This is a genomic window from Faecalibacterium tardum, assembly GCF_040096515.1.
GTDB lineage: Bacteria > Bacillota > Clostridia > Oscillospirales > Ruminococcaceae > Faecalibacterium > Faecalibacterium tardum.
This window is the reverse complement of sequence record NZ_JBBMEO010000028.1, coordinates 1-20,766: the sequence shown is the minus strand read 5'-3', so window position 1 is coordinate 20,766 and position 20,766 is coordinate 1. Positions and strand designations below refer to the sequence as shown.

19 protein-coding genes are annotated in these 20,766 nt (G+C 59.1%); 9 read left to right on the top strand and 10 right to left on the bottom strand.

The window, feature by feature from the left end:
- Positions 1 to 4: 4 nt before the first annotated feature.
- The gene (locus WMO44_RS12110) at positions 5 to 826 is read right to left on the bottom strand and encodes a Cof-type HAD-IIB family hydrolase (RefSeq protein ID WP_349152743.1); all 822 of its coding nucleotides are present in this window, start codon (positions 824 to 826) and stop codon (positions 5 to 7) included.
- Positions 827 to 1,135: 309 nt separating this feature from the next.
- Between WMO44_RS12110 and WMO44_RS12105 the strand changes: the two genes are divergently transcribed.
- On the top strand, positions 1,136 to 2,683 hold the full coding sequence (locus WMO44_RS12105; protein ID WP_055186741.1) for an alkaline phosphatase: 1,548 nt from the start codon (positions 1,136 to 1,138) through the stop codon (positions 2,681 to 2,683).
- A gap of 131 nt (positions 2,684 to 2,814) precedes the next feature.
- Here WMO44_RS12105 and mscL read toward each other — a convergent pair whose 3' ends face one another.
- The 5 genes from mscL to WMO44_RS12080 all read right to left on the bottom strand — a co-directional run bounded on the left by mscL (position 2,815) and on the right by WMO44_RS12080 (position 7,903).
- Positions 2,815 to 3,264 carry a large conductance mechanosensitive channel protein MscL gene (mscL, locus tag WMO44_RS12100; RefSeq protein WP_055186740.1) on the bottom strand — a complete coding sequence of 150 codons (450 nt, stop codon included), beginning with the start codon at positions 3,262 to 3,264 and terminating at the stop codon, positions 2,815 to 2,817.
- Positions 3,265 to 3,465: 201 nt separating this feature from the next.
- Positions 3,466 to 4,515: a hypothetical protein gene (locus tag WMO44_RS12095; protein WP_349152742.1), complete on the bottom strand. Its 1,050-nt coding sequence runs from the start codon at positions 4,513 to 4,515 to the stop codon at positions 3,466 to 3,468.
- 88 nt (positions 4,516 to 4,603) lie between these two features.
- The gene (locus WMO44_RS12090) at positions 4,604 to 4,831 is read right to left on the bottom strand and encodes a DUF1653 domain-containing protein (protein ID WP_055186738.1); all 228 of its coding nucleotides are present in this window, start codon (positions 4,829 to 4,831) and stop codon (positions 4,604 to 4,606) included.
- 74 nt (positions 4,832 to 4,905) lie between these two features.
- A complete protein-coding gene (gene dnaK, locus WMO44_RS12085; protein ID WP_308563303.1) occupies positions 4,906 to 6,723 on the bottom strand; it encodes a molecular chaperone DnaK in 1,818 nt (605 codons plus the stop codon).
- A gap of 82 nt (positions 6,724 to 6,805) precedes the next feature.
- A complete protein-coding gene (locus WMO44_RS12080; protein ID WP_349152741.1) occupies positions 6,806 to 7,903 on the bottom strand; it encodes an SseB family protein in 1,098 nt (365 codons plus the stop codon).
- Positions 7,904 to 8,214: 311 nt separating this feature from the next.
- Between WMO44_RS12080 and WMO44_RS12075 the strand changes: the two genes are divergently transcribed.
- From WMO44_RS12075 to tatC, 5 genes are all read left to right on the top strand, one after another.
- On the top strand, positions 8,215 to 9,954 hold the full coding sequence (locus tag WMO44_RS12075; RefSeq protein ID WP_349152740.1) for an ABC transporter ATP-binding protein: 1,740 nt from the start codon (positions 8,215 to 8,217) through the stop codon (positions 9,952 to 9,954).
- A complete protein-coding gene (locus WMO44_RS12070; RefSeq protein ID WP_349152739.1) occupies positions 9,951 to 11,726 on the top strand; it encodes an ABC transporter ATP-binding protein in 1,776 nt (591 codons plus the stop codon). The genes WMO44_RS12075 and WMO44_RS12070 overlap by 4 nt, the downstream gene beginning before the upstream one ends.
- Positions 11,727 to 11,983: 257 nt before the next feature.
- Positions 11,984 to 12,535 carry a twin-arginine translocase TatA/TatE family subunit gene (locus WMO44_RS12065; protein WP_349152738.1) on the top strand — a complete coding sequence of 184 codons (552 nt, stop codon included), beginning with the start codon at positions 11,984 to 11,986 and terminating at the stop codon, positions 12,533 to 12,535.
- Between the two features lie 101 nt (positions 12,536 to 12,636).
- Entirely contained in the window at positions 12,637 to 12,834 is a 198-nt protein-coding gene (tatA, locus tag WMO44_RS12060) for a twin-arginine translocase TatA/TatE family subunit (protein WP_015537270.1), read from the top strand.
- Between the two features lie 2 nt (positions 12,835 to 12,836).
- A complete protein-coding gene (gene tatC / locus WMO44_RS12055) occupies positions 12,837 to 13,634 on the top strand; it encodes a twin-arginine translocase subunit TatC (RefSeq protein WP_349152737.1) in 798 nt (265 codons plus the stop codon).
- Positions 13,635 to 13,789: 155 nt separating this feature from the next.
- Here the strand turns inward: tatC and WMO44_RS12050 are convergent, their stop codons facing one another.
- Complete coding sequence (locus WMO44_RS12050; RefSeq protein ID WP_249251431.1) at positions 13,790 to 16,051, bottom strand: glycogen/starch/alpha-glucan phosphorylase; 2,262 nt, start codon at positions 16,049 to 16,051, stop codon at positions 13,790 to 13,792.
- Positions 16,052 to 16,237: 186 nt separating this feature from the next.
- Between WMO44_RS12050 and WMO44_RS12045 the strand changes: the two genes are divergently transcribed.
- Positions 16,238 to 17,095: a helix-turn-helix domain-containing protein gene (locus WMO44_RS12045; RefSeq protein WP_349152736.1), complete on the top strand. Its 858-nt coding sequence runs from the start codon at positions 16,238 to 16,240 to the stop codon at positions 17,093 to 17,095.
- 137 nt (positions 17,096 to 17,232) lie between these two features.
- The gene (locus tag WMO44_RS12040) at positions 17,233 to 17,490 is read left to right on the top strand and encodes a heavy-metal-associated domain-containing protein (RefSeq protein WP_349152735.1); all 258 of its coding nucleotides are present in this window, start codon (positions 17,233 to 17,235) and stop codon (positions 17,488 to 17,490) included.
- Between the two features lie 255 nt (positions 17,491 to 17,745).
- On the opposite strand, the gene WMO44_RS12035 is transcribed toward WMO44_RS12040, so the two are convergent.
- The 3 genes from WMO44_RS12035 to WMO44_RS12025 form a co-directional block, all read right to left on the bottom strand.
- Positions 17,746 to 18,453, bottom strand: a complete 708-nt coding sequence (locus tag WMO44_RS12035; RefSeq protein WP_349152734.1) for an LrgB family protein — start codon at positions 18,451 to 18,453, stop codon at positions 17,746 to 17,748.
- Complete coding sequence (locus WMO44_RS12030; RefSeq protein ID WP_349152748.1) at positions 18,446 to 18,787, bottom strand: CidA/LrgA family protein; 342 nt, start codon at positions 18,785 to 18,787, stop codon at positions 18,446 to 18,448. Before WMO44_RS12030 ends, WMO44_RS12035 begins: the two co-directional genes overlap by 8 nt.
- Before the next feature lie 227 nt (positions 18,788 to 19,014).
- The gene (locus tag WMO44_RS12025; protein ID WP_005922796.1) at positions 19,015 to 19,446 is read right to left on the bottom strand and encodes an RrF2 family transcriptional regulator; all 432 of its coding nucleotides are present in this window, start codon (positions 19,444 to 19,446) and stop codon (positions 19,015 to 19,017) included.
- Positions 19,447 to 19,682: 236 nt separating this feature from the next.
- Here WMO44_RS12025 and cysK point away from each other — a divergent pair, with 236 nt between their 5' ends.
- Positions 19,683 to 20,615: a cysteine synthase A gene (gene cysK / locus WMO44_RS12020; RefSeq protein ID WP_349152733.1), complete on the top strand. Its 933-nt coding sequence runs from the start codon at positions 19,683 to 19,685 to the stop codon at positions 20,613 to 20,615.
- Positions 20,616 to 20,766 lie beyond the last annotated feature (151 nt).

The following is a 20,766-nucleotide window of genomic DNA, read 5'->3' as shown; positions in this document are numbered from 1 at the left end:
TTTGTTAGTCCTCTCGTAAAATAAACTTCTCCACGGCCTCGGCCACGCCGTCGTGGTTGTTGTCGGCGGTGGTCACATAGTCGGCGCAGTCCTTTACCGGCTGCTCGGCGTTCTGCATGGCCACACCCACCCCGGCGTAGGCGATCATAGAGCGGTCGTTCAGGCCGTCGCCGCAGGCCATCAGGTTCTCGCGGGTCAGCCCCATGCGGCGCAGAAGCTCTGCCAGACTGCCGTCCTTCGCCACGCCCAACGGCACCGCCTCGATAAAGAAGGGGCTGGAGGGGTACAGGTCGGCGCGGCCTGCAAACTGCTGCTGTCCGGCGGCGCACACTGCGTCCCGGCGGGCGGGGTCCAGCGTGATAAGCATCTTGCACACAGGGTAGTTCACATAGGACGCCAGATCGTCCACATGGATCATGGGCAGCTTGGTGGTAAAGCACTCCTTGTTGGCCCATTCGTCCTTGTCCCGCTCGCACACGATGCCCTCGCGGTTGTAGGTCAGGATGGCAATATCCTGCGCGGCGGCAAAATCGCACAGCTCGGGCACAAGGGCGGGGTCCAGCGTCTTTTCCACCAGCGTTTCGCCGGTGCGGCAGTCCACGATCTTGCCGCCGTTGTAGGACAGGATGCAGCCGCCCTTTTTGTCCAGACCCAGCTCCTCAGCCAGCGGCTGGATGCCGGCGGTGGGCCGGCCGGACGCCAGCACGATGGTCACGCCCTTGGCAATGGCGGCATCCAGCGCGGCGCGGGTGCGCGGGGTGACGAGTTTCTGGTCGTTGGTCAGGGTGCCATCCAGATCCAGCGCCAGCACTTTGATATCAGACATATTTAAAAGATCCTCTCATTATAGAAGTATATCTCAGCTTGCTTTCTCTATTGTACAATGAAAAGCCCCCTGCTTGCAACCCTTGCGGGGCGGTTCAGCGCAAAAAGTGGCTCGGATGCGGGCGTTACAGGCAGATTTTACCTGTTTTGCCCGGATTTTACACCGCCGTTCTTCCGTGCGCCAAAGGTTTACCTAAGTGTTACACGGGGCTGGTTTCGCCGCTGCGGGCGGTGCGCTACAATACAGGTGTTCCCACAAGAAATAGTAGAACCGCCCCCAAGCCGGGCTGAAAAAGAGAGGATATCTGTTATGAAGAACGCGAAAATTTCCCGCCGCAGCTTCCTGAAGGCCGGTGCCGTTGCATCGGCAGTGGGCATGCTGTCGGCTGCCCCCGTAGCCGCTCACGCCGCCGAGACGGATGCTTCTGCCGCAGCAGACGAAGAGAACGGTCTGCTGGACGTGTTCAAAAAGCCCAAGTACGTTTTCCTGTTCATTGGCGACGGCATGGGCACTGCCCAGATCCAATCCGCACGCTTCTACAAGGGCACCGTGGACAACAATGGCGCTGTGACCGAGGCTGACCTGAGCTTTACCAGCTTCCCACAGGTGGGCAGCGTGACCACCTATGACAGCACCTCCTTCTGCCCGGACTCCGCTTCCACCGCCACCTCCATCGCCACCGGCCACAAGACCGAGAGCGGTGTCATCAATATGTGCCCGTGGACCCGCGATGTGCCCTACGAGACCATCGCCGAAAAGCTGCACGCCCAGAAGGGCTATAAGGTGGGCGTCATCTCCACCGTGAACATCGACCACGCCACCCCCGCTGCCTTCTATGCCCACCAGAAAACCCGCAAGAACTACTACGAGATCGGCGTGGAGCTGGCAAATTCCGGCTTTGAGTACTTTGCCGGCGGCGAGTTCCAGAAGGTGAACGGCGACGGTACCGGCCCCGACAACCATACCGTGGCTGCCAACGCCGGTTACAACGTGGTCACTACCCAGGCCGGTGCAGCGGCTCTGACCGCCGGTGCAGGCAAGACCCTGATCATTGCCGAGAATCTGGGCGATGGCAAGGCCATGAACTACGCCATGGACGCTGCCAGCGGCGAGTGGCAGCTGACTGACTATGTCAAGAAGGGCATCGAGCTGCTGAACAACAAGAAGGGCTTCTTTATGATGACCGAGTCCGGCAAGATCGACTGGGCCTGCCACGCCAACGACGCCGCTGCTTCCATCCACGATGTGCTGGAGATGAGCAACGCCGTGCAGGCTGCGGTGGACTTCTATAATGAGCACCCCAACGAGACCCTGATCCTTGTCACCGCCGACCACGAGACCGGCGGCATGGCCATCGGCTACAAGACCACCAACTACGACACCTTCCTGACCAATCTGGCTCACCAGAAGATGTCCTACGCAAAGTTCGATGCCACCTATGTGCAGGGCTACATTGCCAACAAGACCCCCTTCGAGACTGCCATGCAGGATGTGAAGAACGTCTTTGGGCTGACCCTGCCCACCGATCCCGCTGCCGCCAGCGCTGGCAAGCTGCTGCTGACCGACTACGAGGTGGAGAACCTGCGCAAGGCTTACGAGCGCACCCTGCAGGTGGGCTCCTCCAGCCAGAGCAAGATGAGCCAGCAGGACTACGAGCTGTACGGCACCTACATCCCCTTCAGCATGGCTGTCTGCCACACCATCAACCACAAGTCCGGTATGGACCATACCACCTATGCCCACACCGGTGCCATGGTCAACGTGTACGCCATGGGTGTCGGCGCCGAGAAGTTCGGCGGTGTGTACGACAATACCGAGATCTACCACAAGCTGGCTGAGCTGACCAAGGTTCAGTAAGTAATATATCTTGATTTTTCCGCTCCACTTTTCCACAACCAAGCCGCAAAATGTGCAAAACCCTCCCTGCCGGCAACGCAAAGACTGCGCCCGGCGGGGAGGGTTTTGTTGTATTGTCAATGCTGAATGCTTCAGACCTTCATCTCAGGAAAGCCCTCCAGCTTGGAAGTGCAGTGGGGGCAGCGCACAGCCTTGATAGAGATCTCGCTCTGGCAGTAGGGGCACACCTTGGTGGTGGGCTCCTCCGGTGCGGCGGGCTCCTCGGGCTTTTTGTGCAGGGAGTTGACAAACTTGATCACAACAAACAGTACAAAGGCCACGATGAGGAAGTTGATGATGGAGTTGACGAACTCGCCGATCTTGATGCTGGAGCCGCCCAGACCAATGACCACATCGGAAAAATCTGCCTTGAAAAACAGGCCGATCAGCGGGTTGATGATGTCCTCCACCAGCGCGGTGACGATGGCGGTGAAGGCACCGCCGATGACAACGCCCACTGCCATGTCCAGCACGTTGCCGCGCATGGCAAATGCCTTGAACTCTTCAAGGAACTTTTTGATGCCGCTTTTTTTCTCTTCCATAGATAAACCGCTCCTTCTTGTCCCCTTTTTTTACCGCAAGGGGTTCTTTTATTTTTATAATAGCGTATGGCGCGTCGATTTGCAAGAGTAAAGCAGCCCATTTTATAGAAAACAAAAAGCAGCCTCTCCCGTGAAAAAACGATCCCGGAAAATCCGCAGACTTTCCGGGATCGTCCTATTCAAAAATAGTTTTCCGCTGATTTATGCTGCAGGCTGCTCTGCCGCTTGTTCGGCGGGCTGCTCTGCGGCGGGCTGGGGGTCAGCGGTCACTGTAATGGTGCGGCTGATGCTGCCGCAGGAGTAGTTGCCCCCGGCCTTGGCGGTCTGGGTGTAGGTGCCGGGCTCGGTGGGCACGCCGTTTATTTTGCTGCTGAAGCACAGGAAGGTCTTTTTCTTGTAGGTGTAATTCACCTTGCCGTTTTCAGCCACCTGTCCGTCCGAAATGACCTTGGCGGTCAGATCGGCGTTTTGCAGCTGGGAGACGGTCATGCTAGCCGGGGCATCCGCTGCCCAGCTCAGGCTGACGTTTTCAGTCTTGGGCTTGATCTTGAACATGGCAAAACCGGCGGCGTTGATGTCGCTGCTTTCCAGCGCGATGGCACCGGCAAAGTACTTGCCGCTGTCTTTAGGCTGCTCGTCCAGATAGATGCGGCTCAGCGCGCCCTCGGGCAGATACTTGCGGATCAGGCTCAGTGCCAGCTTCATGCCGTTGGAAACGTTCTTCACGGTGGTCAGGTAGCTGGCCGGGACAAAGAAGCTGACGGTGTCCATTACCGACACCACCTCGTCCGCGACCCGCAGCAGCACGCTGACATCGTTGCCATCGATCAGCTGCTTGAGATAGCTGTATACGTTGAATTCCTCGGCCTGATCCGGGGTCTGGGACATCTTTTTGGGCAGGGGGATCAGTTTAAGCAAAGTGCGCAGCTTATCCGAGATCATCAGGGTCACATAGCCGTAGGCTTCGCCGCTGGTGCCCAGCACCACAGCGATATACTGGGTGTTTTCGGGCCGGGTCTCCACCTCCAGCTTATAATCGGAACCATAGACAAGGTTGCCGGTCGCCCGGATGCGGATGTTGACGATATCATTTTCATCCTCTGCCGCGCTCAGCGCTGCGGCATCGGGCAGTTCCTCGCTGACAACAGCGGTGCTTTCCGGCTGCTGCGCTGCCGCCGAGGCGGGCATTGCCAGCACACCAAGCATCATGCTGACCGCGAGCAGGAGCGAGATCCATCGTTTGGCCTTCATACGAAAACCTCCTTTGTTGTTTGGTATCTTACCCACATTTTACCGCAAAATAATCCTAGGGTCAATAACGGGATTCAAGCCGGGCGCATCACTCCCCGATATAGGTAAAGCGGGGCTTTGTAACGCCGTCCCGGGTCACCGTTTCCAGCCACATGGCGGCGGGGCGTACCCACAGCCCGCCCTCGCCGTACAGGGCGCGGTACACCACCATCTCCTCCTCGGTCTCACTGTGGCGTGCTACGCCCAGCACCTGATATTCGTTGCCTTTAAAGTGGCGGTAGCGCCCGGGGCGCACCGGATATTGCAGTTCCTTCATAACGGTTCCCTTCTCTTGCTTCAAAAAAGGGCTGCTGCGCCGGGCGGGTGCAGCAACCCATAAACCTTATTATATTACAGCGTGCTGTCCGTTCCATCGCCGGGGGTCTGCTCGGCAGAGTACAGCAGCATCAGGTGGTTGGCCGAGGCTTCCAACTGGCTCTTAGCCTGCCGCAGGGCGGCTTCCTCGGTCTCGTTCATCTTTTCGGGCTTATCCTTGCGCAGGCAGCGGCGCAGGTTGGCAAGGTCGGCCTTCACGCGGGCCTTTTCGTCCTTGTCCAGCTCTTTTTTGCACTTGGAAAGCGCTTCATCCACCTTGTAGGCCAGCACCTCGGCCTGATTGTGCAGCTCCAAGCGCTCCTTGCGGCGGCTGTCCTCGGCCTCATAGGCGGCGGCATCTGCCATAGCACGCTGGATCTCGTTTTCGGAAAGGTTGGTGCTGCCGGTGATGGTGATGTTCTGCTCCCGCCCGGTGGCAAGGTCTTTCGCAGATACCTTCACCACGCCATTCACGTCGATATCAAAGGTGACCTCGATCTGGGGCTTAGACGAAAAGCTTGCCCGGATGCCGTTCAGTTTGAACTTGCCCAAAGACTTGTTGTCCCGCGCAAAGTGGCGCTCGCCCTGCAAAACGTTGATCTCCACGCTGGTCTGCATGGGACGGGCGGTGGTAAAGATCTGGCTCTTGCGGGTGGGGATCATGCTGTTGCGGGTGATCAGCGGGGTGGCGACACCGCCCAGCGTCTCGATGGACAAGGTCAGCGGGGTCACATCCATCAGCACCAGCCCCTGCGCTGCCGCGCCGGTGGCACCCGCCAGCTTGCCGCCGCCCTGCAGCAGTGCACCCTGCACCGCTGCACCCATGGCGACGCATTCGTCCGGGTTCAGGCTGTGGCTGGGCTCCTTGCCCAGCAGTTCCCGCACCTGCCGCTCCACGGCGGGCATCCGGGTGCTGCCGCCCACCAGCAGCACCTTGCCCAGCTGGCTGGCAGAGATGCCGGCATCCCGCAAAGCGTTCTGCACCGGGGTCACGGTGCGGGACAGCAGATCGCCGGTCATCATCTCGAACTGCGGGCGGGACAAAGCGATATCCAAGTGATGCGGCCCGTCCTTGCCCACCGTGATAAAGGGCAGGTTCAGCTGAGCAGAGGGCGCACTGGAAAGCTCCTTCTTGGCTTTTTCCGCCTCCTCCTTCAGCCGTCCCATGGCGGCGGGGTCGCGGGTCAGGTCGATGCGGTCAGACTTTTTGAACTCTGCCACTGCATACTCCACGATGCGCTGGTCAAAGTCGTCACCGCCCAGATGGGTGTCGCCGCCGGTGGCAAGCACCGTAAAGGTGCCATCCTCGATCTCGATGATGGACACATCAAAGGTGCCGCCGCCAAGGTCGTAGACCAGGATCTTCTGCGCGGCTTCGTTGTCCAGACCATAGGCCACAGCGGCGGCGGTAGGCTCGTTGATGATGCGCAGCACATTCAGCCCCGCAATGCGGCCTGCATCCTGCGTGGCCTTGCGCTGGCTGTCATCAAAATAAGCGGGCACGGTGATGACGGCCTCGGTCACTGGCTCGCCCAGATAGCTCTCGGCGTCCCGGCGGATCTTGGCAAGGATCATGGCGCTGATCTCCTGCGGGGCAAGGTCCTTGCCGTCAATATGCGCCCGGTAGTCCGAACCCATGTACCGCTTGATGCTGGAGATCGTGCGCCCGGAATTCGTGGCGATCTGGCGCTTTGCCGCGCCGCCCACCAGACGCTCGCCGTCCTTGGTAAAGGCCACCACACTAGGGGTGGTGCGCTCGCCCTCTGCATTGGTGATGACCACGGGCTTGCCGCCCTCCACCACCGCCACACAGGAATTGGTCGTACCCAGATCAATGCCGATCACTTTGCTCATACTGTTTCCTCTGTTTCTTGTCCGCCGTGTCTGCGGGCTGTTTTTTCTCCAGTCTATCTTACAGGACGGCTGTGACCATTTTTTAGTCCAATTGTAAAGATTCTATGTTATAGGCCGCCGGAGCCGTGGGCGGCTCGTGGGTCAGCGCATAGAGCAGCTGTTCCGCTTCCTGCAACCAGCGGTCGGCGTCCGGCTCGTGCTCCCGCTGCAAAATGGTAAAGGCCTGCTTTGCCTCGGCCGCCTGCGCCAGCGCCTTTTTGCGGGAGGTGTAGCGCGTTTCAAACTGTGCCAGCCGCAGGCAGACCCGGGGCGTATACTCGATATCCGGCACCGCTGCCGCATTCTGCCGCGCCCGACGGTACCACAACAGCGCCTTGCCGTTGTCGCCCCGGGCGGCGCAGTCATCGCCAAGGTTCAAAAGGGCGATGGGCTCACCGCTTTCGGCAGCAGCTTTCCACATCTTGCGCGCCTGCGCAGCGCTTTTGGGCACGCCGCGCCCTTGATACAGGCACTCGCCCAGCAGCGATAGCCCGGCAGAATTTCCCTGCTCGGCGGCTTTCTGGTAGCACTCTGCCGCTGCCGCCCAGTGTCCGGCGCGGGCGGCTTCCTTACCGGCTTCGGCTTCCTCTGCGCCGGGGCCCTCCGGGGTGTGGCCTGCGTGCAGCAGACCGTTGAGCAGTGCACCGTCCAGCGAGGCGGAATTGCTCCACGGGTCCAGCACCACGCCGTCGATGCCCGGGGTGTCCAGCGCCAGCTGCATGGCCTGTTCCAAGGTGCGGTCAGCCATGGGGCGGCTTGCGGTACTGCGGTCTGCACCGGCCGCTGCCACCGAGGTGAACAGCGGCAGCCAGCAGCGTCCCTTATCGTTGCGCAGCGTCCACAAGGCAAGGCCATCGGCCTTTTCTGCCGGGATGGGGTGCTCCATCCACGGGGCGGGTGCCCCCTGCGCCGAAAGTGCCGTTTGCAGCGGCACAAGCACATGGGTCTCCAGTTCCAGCGCATAGTTCAACGCGCTCATCAAAGACCAGAAGCTTTCCTCGTTCTGGCCTTTATACAGCCCCTGCACGGCCTGCTCGATGGCCGGGCAGCCGGTGCCGTGCGGGCTGTACACCGGTGCGGTGCGGCTGCGGCGGCTGCCCACCGGGCGGAAGCGTACCCCGCCGTCTGTTCGTCTTGCCATTGTGTTCACCATACTTCCCTATCAATCTCAGCTCTAAGGTGTATCTGAAAACAAAGAAAATGACGAATATTTCGCAAGCACAAGCGGGATTTAAGGCAAACAGCCGCAGGAATCCTTTGTGAATTTCAAGGCTGTTTAACGCAAAATCCAGCTGTGTTTGTAGAAATAGACTAAATTTTCGACTTTTCAGATATACCATAGTATAACAGGATTTGGCAGCTTGTACAATGCAAAACGCAGCTGCGGCACTGGATTTTCAGTATACATCGCGTTATAATAAGGTGTATTTTGACCCCGAAGGAGGAATTTTTTTGAACCGGATGCTTGGCTACCTGAAGGGCTACGAGCGCGAAAGTGTGCTTGCACCGCTCTTTAAGATGCTGGAAGCCACCTTTGACCTGTTTGTGCCGCTGGTCATGGCGGATATCGTCAATGTGGGCATTGCAGCACACGACCTGCATTATATTCTGGTACGGTGCGGCCTTTTACTGCTGCTGGCTTTCATCGGCCTTACCTGCAGCCTGACCGCGCAGTATTTTTCCGCCAAGGCGGCGGTGGGCTACTCCACCGCACTGCGGCACGCCCTGTTTGCCCATATCCAGAGCCTGAGCTTTTCAGAGATGGATACGCTGGGCACCAGCACCCTCATTACCCGCATGACCAGCGATGTCAATCAGGTGCAAAGCGGGCTCAACCTGTTTTTGCGCCTGTTCCTGCGCAGCCCCTTTGTGGTTCTGGGCGCTATGGTCATGGCCTTTACGGTCAACGCCCGGGCGGCAATGATCTTTGTGGTCACCATCCCGCTGCTCAGCGTGGTGGTGTTCGGCGTGATGGTGATCACCCGGCCGCTGTATAAGACCGTGCAGACCCGGCTGGACCGGGTGCTGGGTCTGACCCGCGAGAACCTGACCGGCGTGCGCGTGGTGCGCGCCTTTGATAAGGAGCAGAGCGAGATCGACCGCTTTGAGGATGCCAACGCCCTGCTGACCGGGATGCAGCTGCACGTCGGCCATCTTTCAGCGCTGATGAACCCGCTGACCTATGTGCTCATCAACCTTGCCATCGTGGCGCTGCTGTATGTAGGCAGCATCGAGATCAACGTGGGCGGCATGGCCTCCGGCGATGTGATTGCGCTGGTGAACTACATGAACCAGATCCTTGTGGAACTGGTAAAGCTTGCCAACCTCATCGTACAGATCAGCAAGGCACTGGCCTGTGCAGGCCGCGTGCAGGCAGTGCTGGATACAAAGCCCGGCATGACCTTCCCCGCCGAGCTGCTGGGCGAAGTAGATGAGGACAAGACCGGCGATGCCGTGCGCTTTGACCATGTGGGTCTGACCTACGCCGGGGCGGGCGCACCCAGCCTGACCGACATCAGCTTTACCGCCAAAAAGGGCCAGACCATCGGCGTCATCGGCGGCACCGGCAGCGGCAAATCCAGCCTTGTGAACCTCATCCCGCGCTTTTACGATGCCACCGAGGGCAGCGTGGAGATCTTTGGCCGCCCGGTGGCCAGCTACCCCCGGGACGCTTTGCGCGGCAGGGTGGCGATGGTCATGCAGAAGGCGCAGCTCTTCGGCGGCACCATCCGCTCCAATCTGCTGTGGGGCAACAAGGACGCCACCGATGCCGACCTGTGGGCGGCGCTGGAAACGGCACAGGCCGCAGACTTTGTGCGTGCAAAGCCCCTTGGGCTGGACGAGCCGGTGGAACAGGGCGGACGCAATCTTTCCGGCGGACAGAAGCAGCGGCTCACCATCGCCCGTGCGCTGGTGGGCAAGCCGGACATTTTGATTTTGGACGACAGCGCCAGCGCGCTGGACTATGCAACCGACGCCGCCCTGCGCAAGGCACTGGCGGCGCTGCCCGGGGCACTGACCGTGTTCATCGTCAGCCAGCGCGCCGCCAGTTTGCAGCACGCCGACCAGATTCTGGTGCTGGATGACGGCCATCTGGTGGGCATCGGCACCCACAGCGCACTGCGCAGCAGCTGCCCGGTGTACGAGGAGATCTACGAGAGCCAGTTCAAGAAAGGGGAGGCAGAAGCATGAGTGCAAAGGCAAAAAACAAGCTGACCCCGCAGCAGCGCAAAGCCACCCTGAATCGGGTGCTGCACAAGATCCGTCCATACAGCGCCTTTGTGGTGTGCAGCCTGCTGGTGGCGGCGGTCAGCGTAGCCGCCCAGCTGTATATCCCCATCCTGTGCGGCGATGCCATTGATAAGATGCTGGGCAAAGGCAATGTAGACCTTGCCGGGGTGCTGCGCATTGCCGTAAGCATTCTGGTGGTGGCTGCCGTTGCCGCCCTTGCACAGTGGCTTTTGAGCGTGTGCAACAACCGCATTACCTTCTCGGTCAGCCGTGATCTGCGCAACGAGGCGCTGCGCAAAATTCAGACTCTGCCGCTGTCCTATCTGGACAGCCACCCCTCCGGCGATATCGTCAGCCGCATGGTGGCGGATGTGGACACCTTTGCGGACGGTCTGCTGATGGGCTTTACCCAGCTGTTCTCCGGTATCCTGACCATTTTTGGCACGTTGCTGTTCATGCTGCGGGAGAACGTGCCTATCACGCTGGTGGTGGTGTGCATCACCCCGCTGAGCCTTGTGGTGGCGGGCTTTCTGGCAAAGCGCAGCTACGGCTACTTCCAGAGCCAGAGCACCGTCCGCGGCAAGCAGACCGCGCTGGTCAACGAGATGATCGAAGGCCAGAAGGTGGTGCAGGCCTTTGGCCATGAAGCCGAAAGCCTTGCCGCCTTTGATGAAGTGAACGGCCAATTACAGGAGGTGAGCCTGAAGGCCATCTTCTTCTCCAGCCTGACCAACCCCGCCACCCGCTTTGTGAACAACATCGTGTACGCAGGCGTGGGTCTTGTGGGTGCGCTGTACGCCGTGCGCGGCGGCATCACCATCGGCCAGCTGAGCGTTTTTCTGAGCTACGCCAACCAGTACACGAAGCCCTTCAACGAGATCTCCGGCGTTGTCACCGAGCTGCAAAACGCACTGGCTTGTGCCGCCCGGGTGTTCGAACTGCTGGACGCCGAGGATCAGGTGCCGGAGGCCGAAAACGCCGCCGCGTTGCAGCCGGACGGCCATGTGCAGCTGCAGGATGTGTCCTTCCGCTACCTGCCCGACCGTCCGCTCATCGAGGGGCTCTCGCTGGACGTGCAGCCCGGCCAGCGCATTGCCATCGTAGGCCCCACCGGCTGTGGAAAGACCACCCTCATCAACCTGCTCATGCGGTTCTATGATGTAAACAGCGGCAGCATCAAGGTGTCCGGCACCGATATCCGGGATGTGACCCGCGCCTCCCTGCGCGGCAGCTACGGCATGGTATTGCAGGACACATGGCTGCGTGCCGGTACGGTGCGGGAGAACATTGCCTACGGCAAGCCGGACGCCACCATGGACGAGGTGATCGCCGCCGCCAAGGCTGCCCACGCCCACAGCTTTATCCGCCGCCTGCCCGAGGGCTACGATACCGTCATTGCAGAGGACGGCGGCAACATCAGTCAGGGACAAAAGCAGCTGCTCTGCATCGCCCGCGTGATGCTCTGCCTGCCGCCCATGCTGATTCTGGACGAAGCCACCTCCTCCATTGATACCCGCACTGAGGTACGCATCCAGAAGGCCTTTGCCCGCATGATGCAGGGGCGCACCAGCTTTATCGTGGCGCACCGCCTTTCCACCATCCGGGAAGCAGACGTTATCCTTGTCATGAAGGACGGCCACATCGTGGAGCAGGGCAGCCACGACCAGCTGCTGGCACAGGGCGGCTTCTATGCCAAGCTCTACAACAGCCAGTTCGAGGGCGTGGAGACCTGAGGATGCTGTTGTATCCTATCCAGTTCGTAATAACAGCTGTTAAAAATTCGTTTTGTTGATTAAAACAGGTCGAACGGGCACTCGTTCATAAAATGTTAATAATATATTAACATTCAGTACACCACTTTTCGGTATACATAGGGCAACAAAGGCGCGCAGTGCGCCGAACCCCCGCCAAAAAGGGCAAAAAAGCGCAGACCGCTGTGGTGTGCGGCGGTCTTGGAAATGCCCTTGGTACAGGAAAGGAAACGTTACTTATGAAAATTGGTTTTTGGGAACTTATCGTCATCGTCATCGTGGCGTTTGTGTTCATCGGCCCGGACCAGCTGCCTGTCTATGCAAAGAAGATCGGCAAGATGCTCCGCGAGCTGAAAAAATACACCGGCGCTGCTTCTGAGGAGATCCAGAAGAACGTGGTGGAGCCGCTGAATGAAATTCAGGCTCCCCTGAAAGAGGCTGTTGCCCCCCTGACCGATATCAAGAAGGATATCGACAGCAGCATGCGGGACGTGACCAAGAGCTTTACCGGCATTGGCAAGACCAGCAAAGAGGAAGCCGCCAAGAAGCTGGCTGAGACCGAGGAGGTCACCGACCTGACCGAGGATGCTGTGGAGGAGCTGCCCGAGCAGCCCGCCGAAGCCCCTGCTGAAACTGCTGAAACTGTGGAGGCTCCCGCTGAAAAGCTGGAGCAGCCCGCTGCCGAGGCCGCACAGCCCGCCGCTGAGCCGGTGGCTGAGCCGGTGCAGGAAGCCCCTGCCGCAGCCGAAGCGGCTGCCGAAGCTGCACCCGCTGAGGAAGCAAAGGTGTAAGCGCCCCTACTTATTTATGGATGCACCCGCGCCCGCGGTTGCCAGATACATTCTGTAATACGCCCGCCACGCGGCGCGGCAAGAAAAAGGAGATATTTATTATGCGTATTGGTACTAATGAGCTGCTGATCATTCTGGTTGTCGTTCTGCTGATCTTTGGACCCAAGAACCTGCCGAAGCTGGGCAAGATGTTCGGTAAGACCATCAATGGCTTCAAGAAGGGCATGGAGGACGAGGACGCCGAGCAGTCCGAGGAGACTGTGAAGAAGGCTGACAAGAAGGACGAAGACGAGGAGTAATTGTGGCTACAAACAAAAAGCGCAAAAAGAAAGCCGAAGTCATGGCAGAGGACGGCAGCATGACGCTGACCGGCCATCTGAAAGAACTGCGGAACCGGCTCATCATCTGCGCGGTGGTGTTTGTGGTGGGCGTAGTGGTCTCGCTGGCGTATGCAGACCGTCTGATCGATCTGCTTACCGCCATGGGCCGCGACTATTACCAGTTCGTGTCCATTGCCCCGCAGGAAAAACTGATGCAGTATTTCCGGGTGTCCATTCTGGCCGGTGTGGTGGTAACGGTGCCTGTGGCCTTTTACAACATCTACGCCTTTGCAAAGCCGGGTCTGAAAAAGAGCGAGAGCACCTTTTTCAAGCTGGTCATGCTGCTGGGTCTGATCCTGTTCTGCGTGGGCGTGCTGTTCGCCTATAAGCTCATGATGCCGTTCATGCTGCGGTTCCTCAGCACCGGCATCGAGGGTGCAGAGTACATCCAGACCACCACCAGTATCGAGAGCTACGTCAACCTCTGCCTGACCATGTTCATCATCTTTGGCTGTGTGTTTGAGATGCCGCTGATCACCATCATCCTTTCCAAGATGGGCATCATCAACCCGCAGATCCTCAAGCAGGTGCGCGGCGTAGCCATCGTGGTCATCTTCTTCATCGCCGCTGTGGTCACCCCGCCGGACATCGTGTCCCAGTGCATGGTGGCCTTCCCCATGGTGCTGCTGTACTTTGTCAGCATCTTCCTGAGCGGCATCTTCTACAAACCGCACAATACGGATGAGGATGACGAGGAAGAAGAGGAGAGCGAGAACTGATCCCGCTTCCGTTCCGGTTTTCATCAACTGAATCAAACGCCGCTGCACAGCCGTGCAGCGGCGTTTCTTGTTGGCACGGAAACAAAAAAGCTGCCGCACAGCTTTGTGCAGCAGCTTTCGAGAAAATGGGGGAAGAAACGCGGTTTAAGGAACACTTACTTGCCCAGATGCCAGATATCGCGGTCGTACTCGGCAATGGTGCGGTCAGAGGAGAACATGCCCGCCTTGGCAATGTTCACAAGGCACTTGCGCCGCCAGCCCATGGGGTCGCAGGCGTAATCGCTGAGCGCCTGTCCCTTGCGCACAACGTAGGCGTTGAAGTCCGGCAGGGTCTGGAACCAGTCCTTGTGGATCAGCTCGTCATGCAGGCGGGTCAGGTTTTCGGCATGGCCGGCGGCCAGCATCTCCGGCCCGGTGAGGAAGCTGATGGCGCGGCGGATGTTGGCATCGCCCTCCACCCACTGGGCGGGGTCGTAATCGCCCACGGCGTAGCGGTGGATGACCTGATCGGAGGTCTGGCCGAAGATATAGATGTTCTCCTCGCCCACCTGCTGGCTGATCTCCACGTTGGCACCGTCCATGGTGCCCAGCGTCAGCGCACCGTTCAGCATAAACTTCATGTTGCCGGTGCCGGAGGCCTCCTTGGAGGCAAGGCTGATCTGCTCGGACAGGTCGCAGGCCGGGATGAGCTTTTCGGCGGCGGTGACGTTGTAGTTTTCCACGAACACCACCTGCAGCCACTTGGACACCTCCGGGTCTGCGGCAATGACCTTGGAGAGGGTCAGCAGCGCATGGATGATGTCTTTTGCAATGGTGTAGGCGGGAGCGGCTTTGGCGCCGAAGATGCTCACCAGCGGAGCAGCGGGCAGATGCCCTGCCTTGATCTCGTAGTACTGGTGGATGAGGTACAGCAGGTTGAGCTGCTGGCGCTTATACTCGTGCAGGCGCTTGGACTGGATATCGAACACGGCATCGGTGCTCACGGTCACCTTCTGGGTGTGCAGCAGCCAGTCTGCCAGTGCCTCCTTGTTGGCCTTTTTCACGGCGGTCAGCTCGTTCAGCACCGTCTCGTCGTCGGCAAAGGCCAGCAGTTTTTCCAGTTCGGCGGCATCCTTGCGGAAACCGGAGCCGATGTGCTTTTCCAGCGTGGCAGTCAGGCGCGGGTCACATTCCAGCAGCCAGCGGCGGAAGGTGATGCCGTTGGTCTTGTTGTTGAACTTTTCCGGGTACAGCTCGTAGAAGCCGTGCAGCTCAGAGTTTTTCAGGATCTCGGTATGCAGCGCCGCCACGCCGTTGGTGGAGTGGGTAAAGTGGATGTCCATGTGTGCCATGTGCACCCGGTCGTCCTTGTCAATGATGGCAAGGCTCTCGTCCTCGGTGCGGGTGCGTGCCAGCGCATCCAGCTTTTCGATGATGGGCATCAGCTGCGGCACCACGGCATCCAGATAGGCGCGGGGCCACTTTTCCAGTGCCTCGGCCAGAATGGTGTGGTTGGTGTAGGCGCAGGTCTTGGTGACGATCTCCACGGCCTCTTCAAATTCGATGCCGCGCTCGCCCAGCAGACGGATCAGCTCCGGGATGACCATGCTGGGGTGGGTGTCGTTGATCTGGATGGCGGCGTAGTCCGCCAGATCATGGAAGTTGCAGCCCCGGGCGGCGCACTCGGCCAGAATGAGCTGCGCACCGGCGGAGACCATCAGGTACTGCTGATACACCCGCAGACGGCGGCCCGCCTCATCGGAATCATCCGGGTAGAGGAAGAGGGTCAGGTTCTTGTCGATGGCGGTCTTGTCGAAGGCAATACCGTCATGGACGATGCTCTCATCAATGGTATCAAGGTCGAACAGGTTCAGGGTGTTGGTGCGTCCCTCGTAGCCGGTGACCGCCAGCTTGTACAGCCGGGCGGTGTACTCCTTGCCCGCCAGCTCCACCGGATAGGTGGTGTCGGTCTTTTCTGCCCAGCTGTGGGCGGTGAGCCACGGGTCGGGCTTTTCGTTCTGCACACCGTCCTCAAAGGACTGATGGAACAGGCCGAAGTGGTACCGCAGACCCACGCCGTCGCCGGGCAGGTTGAGCGTTGCCAGAGAGTCGAGGAAACAGGCAGCCAGACGCCCCAAGCCGCCGTTGCCCAGAGAAGGCTCCGGCTCTACCTCTTCAATATCGGAAAGGCGCTTTCCCGCAGCAGCCAGTGCAGACCGGGCTTCATCGTACAGCCCCAGATTGATGAGGTTGTTGGACAGCAGCTTGCCAATGAGAAATTCGGCGCTGATATAGTACAGCTTGCGCCCGGTGACCGGCTGCACGCGGTCGGCGCTCTTCTGCCGCACCAGTTCCAGCAGTGCCAGATACAGCTCCTGGTCGGTGCAGTCTGCCAGCAGCTTGCCGGTGATACTCTGTAACGTTTCGGTAAAGCTCATAAAAGCATCCTCCTTTGTCAGGGTGTATCTGAAAAGTCGAAAATTCAGTCTATTTCTTTGTTTTCAGATACACCTTACGGAAAACAGGTTTGACGTCTGTACTTCAAGATATACCACATAGAACGTTCAAAATCTTGCCTAAATAGTGCAAACTATGGTACAATCCTATCATCAGGGGGTGGAACAATGCAAAATCAGGCTTCTTTGCAGGAGACAAAACAGCACGGTGCAGTGCGGTTTCCGTTCAATCTGTACCCCTGCACCATTCCGGGGGATTTTCAGCAGGTAGCACTCCACTGGCACGAGAGCATGGAGCTGGTCTTTGTCAAGCAGGGCATGGGGCTGGTACAGGTGGGCGCTGTGACCTACCCGGCCTACCGGGGAGATATCTTTCTCTTTGCCCCGGGCACGCTCCACGCGCTGCGGCAGGCAGAGGGGCAGCGCATGGAATACGAAAATATCATCTTTGAGCCGGAGCTTCTGGGCGGCGCAGAGGATCTTTGCGCCGAGAAATATCTGCTGCCGCTGCAAAGCGGTCGGCTGTCGCTGCCGGTACGTCTGACCCCGAACGATTTGTGCTATCTGCAAGCCGCCGCCTGCCTGCGGGAGCTGGAGGATGCCAACCGCGCCAAGCGCCCCGGCTACGAGCTGCTGGTAAAAGGGGCGCTGCTGCGCTTTCTTGCCTTGCTCATTGCACAGGGCAGGCAGTGTCTCTCCACCGAAACTGCCGACACCCAGCGGCTGAAAACCGTGCTGCAATGGCTTTCGGCACATTATGCCGAGCCGCTCCGGGTAGCCGATGCCGCCGGGGTCTGTTCCTTCAGTGCCAGCCATTTTATGCGCTGGTTCCGGCAGATGACCGGACAGAGCTTTGTCGCCTTTCTGAACGAGTACCGGCTGAACACCGCCGCCGAGGCGCTGCAAACCACCGATGAGACCGTGCTGACCATCGCCTCCCGGTGCGGGTTTGAGAACCTCTCCTATTTTAACCGGGCGTTCAAGGCGCATTTTGGTATGACCCCGCGGGACTACCGGAAAAAATAAGCAGAGCGCTTGACAGCTGCGGCTGTATGGCGTATGATGTGGGCAGAAGAGCCGCTTTCGGGCGGCTTTTCTTGGAGCGAAAAGTTAGCCAATTCTAACTATTATTTTATAAAATATTCCTGAAAGAAGGTACAAAAATGATCCAGACGACCGTAGAAGTAGGCGGCATGGCATGTTCCATGTGCGAAGCCCATATCAATGACGCCGTGCGCAGTGCGTTCCCTGTGGATAAGGTCTCGTCCTCTCATGCCAAGGGCAAGACCGTGATCCTTTCCAAGGAGCCGCTGGACGAAAACGCGCTCCGCGCCGCCATTGAAGCCACCGGATACCATGTGGGCGCCATCCACAGCGCACCGTATGAAAAGAAGGGGCTGTTCTCCTTCTTCAAAAAGTAAGCACTGTCCCCCGCCGCTGCTAGCTGACTGCAGAGGTACTGCTGTACATCATTCTGCCGCAGGCCCACCGCAACATCATCCCGCAGCTGCATCGTCCGCTCCATGCAGGCGCGGCAGAAGAAGGCCGCATAAAACTGATTTCTACCAACCATTCTTCTTTTCACCTCTTTTTTGTTTTCCACCCACAGAGAAACACCCCCGGCAGCCGTTGCGGTTGCCGGGGGTGTTTCTGTATCTTTAGATTTGCACTCGGTTTTAGTGGACAAAGCCCACGAACACCGGGCAGAGCACGGCGGTCAGCACACCAGCTACGGCAATGGAAAGGCCGCTCATGGCACCTTCCACATCACCCATCTGCAGCGCCTTGCTGGTGCCCACGGCATGGGCTGCCGTGCCGATGCCCACGCCCTTGGCGATGGGGTCGGTGATGTGGAACAGCTTGCATACCGTCTCGGCCAGCAGTGCGCCCACAATGCCGGTGACGATGACGATGGCACCGGTCAGGGCGGCAATGCCGCCCAGCTCAGCTGCCACGTCCATGCTGATGGCGGTGGTCACGGACTTCGGCAGCAGAGTAACGTACTGCTCCTTGGTCAGGTCCATCGCCAGCGCCAGCGCAAAGGCGCTGCCCAGACTGACCAGCGTGCCCACCGAGATGCCTGCAATGATGGCGGGCGCGTTCTCCTTGAGCAGATCCAGCTTTTCATACAGCGGGACGGCCAGCGCCACCGTGGCGGGCAGCAGCAGGTAGCTTACCGGCGCGGCGCTGGTTTTGTAGTCCCCGTAGGGGATATTGCACACCGACAGAAAAATGATGACAAAAATACTGCCCAGCAGCAGCGGGTTAAAGATGGCCTTGCCGGTCACCTTATTGATGAGCACACCCAGCCCAAAAGCTGCCAGTGTAAGCAGCACGCCCCATGCCACAGAGCCGGTCAGAAAGTCGTTCAGAAGCTCAGTCATGGTCGGCCTCCTCTTTTTTATTGCGGGCGGTCAGCGCCTGCGTGGTGCGGCCTGCGGCCGCCATTACCAGCACCGTCACCGGCAGAATGGCGATCAGGATGGGCAGCAGCAGCTGTCCCATCTCTGCCCACAGCTCCATGATGCCCGCAGCGGCGGGCACGAACAGCAGCGGAAAAATACCGGTCAGGTAGGTGCCGGTCTCCTTGACCTGCTCCAGCTTTACGACCCCGGTGGTCAGGGCTGCCAGCAGCAGCACCAGACCGTACACACTGGCAGGCACCGGCAGCGGCAGCACCGCGTGCAGCACCTCGCCCAGAAAACAGAACGCAAGAATGCGCCCGAACTGAAAAATATACTTCGTGTCAGAACTCCCCTTTCTGGTCTTATGGTCTTATAACGAACAGACAACGGGCTTTTCGCCCGGAATTTTCTGTCTCACACAAAGTAAAAGTATACCGCGGACTGCCCGCTCCATCAACCGTAAATCTTGCCAAGAAGTTCTGCACCTTTTGCGCAGAACTGTACAAAAAAACGCACCGGTGCAGTTCCGGTGCGCAAGGGTCAGATCACATAATCGTTGCCGGCCTGATCCGGCAGGGCAAGGTCTGCCAGCGTGATCTTGCCGAAGTAGTCCGAGATCAGGTCGTTGAGCCCCTTCCACATCTCGTAGGTGCGGCAGTTGGCCATCCGGGCGCAGGCAGAGGCGCCGGGGGTCAGGCAGCTTACCGGGGCAAGACTGCCTTCGGTGAGCATCAGGATCTCGCTTACCGTGTACTGATCCGGGCTGCGGGTCAGCCGGTAGCCGCCGCCCTTGCCGCGCAGCCCCTCCAGAAAGCCGTTCTGCACCAGCACCTTGAGGATGTTCTCCAGATACTTTTCCGAGATCTCCTGTCGGGCGGCTACTTCCTTTAAGGGAACATATTTTTCAGACTGATGCTCCGCGAGGTCGATCATCACCCGCAGCGCATAGCGTCCTTTGGTCGAAACGATCATGATCCGTACTTCCTTCCGGTTAAATTTTATTATAACCCATTATACAACAGGGTAAGTCACTTTTCAATCCTACTTTTTTCAAAAAACCCCTTGACAAGCAGGGAAAACAGGGCTATAATGCCATCAAACCCACAAACGATGTTGGTTGAAAGGTTTAGAGGGAATCACAGCCGGGCACCCCGGCACAAGACAGGGTCATGCACCCCGTAACGATATCAGAAAGAGGGACAAGTATTATGAGCAAGATCTATACCGCCGCAGATCAGTTGATCGGTCACACCCCGCTGCTGGAGCTCAGCCATATTGAAAAGGAAGAGCAGCTGCCCGCCCATGTTATCGCCAAGCTGGAGTACTTCAACCCCGCCGGTTCTGTGAAGGACCGCATTGCCAAAAAGATGATCGACGACGCCGAGGCCAAGGGTCTGCTGAAGGAAGGCTCCGTCATCATCGAGCCCACCTCCGGCAACACCGGCATCGGTCTGGCTGCCGTGGCAGCTGCCAAGGGCTACCGCATCATCATCGTGATGCCCGAAACCATGAGCGTAGAGCGCCGCCAGCTGATGAAGGCCTACGGTGCAGAGCTGGTGCTGAGCGAAGGTGCCAAGGGCATGAAGGGTGCCATTGCCAAGGCCGATGAGCTGGCCAAGGAGATCCCCAATTCCTTTATCCCCGGCCAGTTCGTGAACCCCGCCAACCCGCAGGCACACATCGAGACCACCGGCCCCGAGATCTGGGAGGATACCGATGGTAAGGTGGATATCTTTGTGGCAGGCGTTGGCACCGGCGGCACCGTGACCGGCGTAGGCAAGTACCTCAAGAGCAAGAACCCCGCCGTCAAGGTGGTGGCTATTGAACCCGCCTCCTCCCCTGTGCTGAGCAAGGGCACTGCCGGTGCACATAAGATCCAGGGCATCGGCGCAGGCTTTGTGCCGGACGTGCTGGACACCACCGTCTATGACGAGATCATCGCCGTGGAAAACGACGATGCCTTTGCCACCGGCCGTCTGATCGGCCACAAGGAAGGCGTGCTGGTGGGTATTTCCTCCGGTGCTGCCGTCTGGGCTGCCATCCAGCTGGCAAAGCGCCCGGAGAACGCAGGCAAAAACATCGTTGTTCTGCTGCCCGATACCGGCGACCGCTACCTGTCCACCCCGCTGTTTGCGGAATAATCCCCCCAAAAACTCTCCTCTCCCGCTCTGCACCCTGCAGGGCGGGAGTTTTTGTTTGGGGACAAGACGATTTGAAATGGCTTCCGCTGCGGGCGTGCCCGCTCCCCCTTGGGGGAGCTGTCGCGCCGCGACGGAGGGGCGTTTAATGGTG

Excerpts from the sequence above, each read along its gene's own strand:
- WMO44_RS12110 (WP_349152743.1), bottom strand. The coding sequence starts at position 826 with ATGTCTGATATCAAAGTGCTGGCGCTGGATCTGGATGGCACCCTGACC.
- WMO44_RS12105 (WP_055186741.1), top strand. The coding sequence starts at position 1,136 with ATGAAGAACGCGAAAATTTCCCGCCGCAGCTTCCTGAAGGCCGGTGCC.
- mscL (WP_055186740.1), bottom strand. The coding sequence starts at position 3,264 with ATGGAAGAGAAAAAAAGCGGCATCAAAAAGTTCCTTGAAGAGTTCAAG.
- WMO44_RS12095 (WP_349152742.1), bottom strand. The coding sequence starts at position 4,515 with ATGAAGGCCAAACGATGGATCTCGCTCCTGCTCGCGGTCAGCATGATG.
- WMO44_RS12090 (WP_055186738.1), bottom strand. The coding sequence starts at position 4,831 with ATGAAGGAACTGCAATATCCGGTGCGCCCCGGGCGCTACCGCCACTTT.
- dnaK (WP_308563303.1), bottom strand. The coding sequence starts at position 6,723 with ATGAGCAAAGTGATCGGCATTGATCTGGGTACGACCAATTCCTGTGTG.
- WMO44_RS12080 (WP_349152741.1), bottom strand. The coding sequence starts at position 7,903 with ATGGCAAGACGAACAGACGGCGGGGTACGCTTCCGCCCGGTGGGCAGC.
- WMO44_RS12070 (WP_349152739.1), top strand. The coding sequence starts at position 9,951 with ATGAGTGCAAAGGCAAAAAACAAGCTGACCCCGCAGCAGCGCAAAGCC.
- WMO44_RS12065 (WP_349152738.1), top strand. The coding sequence starts at position 11,984 with ATGAAAATTGGTTTTTGGGAACTTATCGTCATCGTCATCGTGGCGTTT.
- tatA (WP_015537270.1), top strand. The coding sequence starts at position 12,637 with ATGCGTATTGGTACTAATGAGCTGCTGATCATTCTGGTTGTCGTTCTG.
- WMO44_RS12050 (WP_249251431.1), bottom strand. The coding sequence starts at position 16,051 with ATGAGCTTTACCGAAACGTTACAGAGTATCACCGGCAAGCTGCTGGCA.
- WMO44_RS12045 (WP_349152736.1), top strand. The coding sequence starts at position 16,238 with ATGCAAAATCAGGCTTCTTTGCAGGAGACAAAACAGCACGGTGCAGTG.
- WMO44_RS12040 (WP_349152735.1), top strand. The coding sequence starts at position 17,233 with ATGATCCAGACGACCGTAGAAGTAGGCGGCATGGCATGTTCCATGTGC.
- WMO44_RS12035 (WP_349152734.1), bottom strand. The coding sequence starts at position 18,453 with ATGACTGAGCTTCTGAACGACTTTCTGACCGGCTCTGTGGCATGGGGC.
- WMO44_RS12025 (WP_005922796.1), bottom strand. The coding sequence starts at position 19,446 with ATGATCGTTTCGACCAAAGGACGCTATGCGCTGCGGGTGATGATCGAC.
- cysK (WP_349152733.1), top strand. The coding sequence starts at position 19,683 with ATGAGCAAGATCTATACCGCCGCAGATCAGTTGATCGGTCACACCCCG.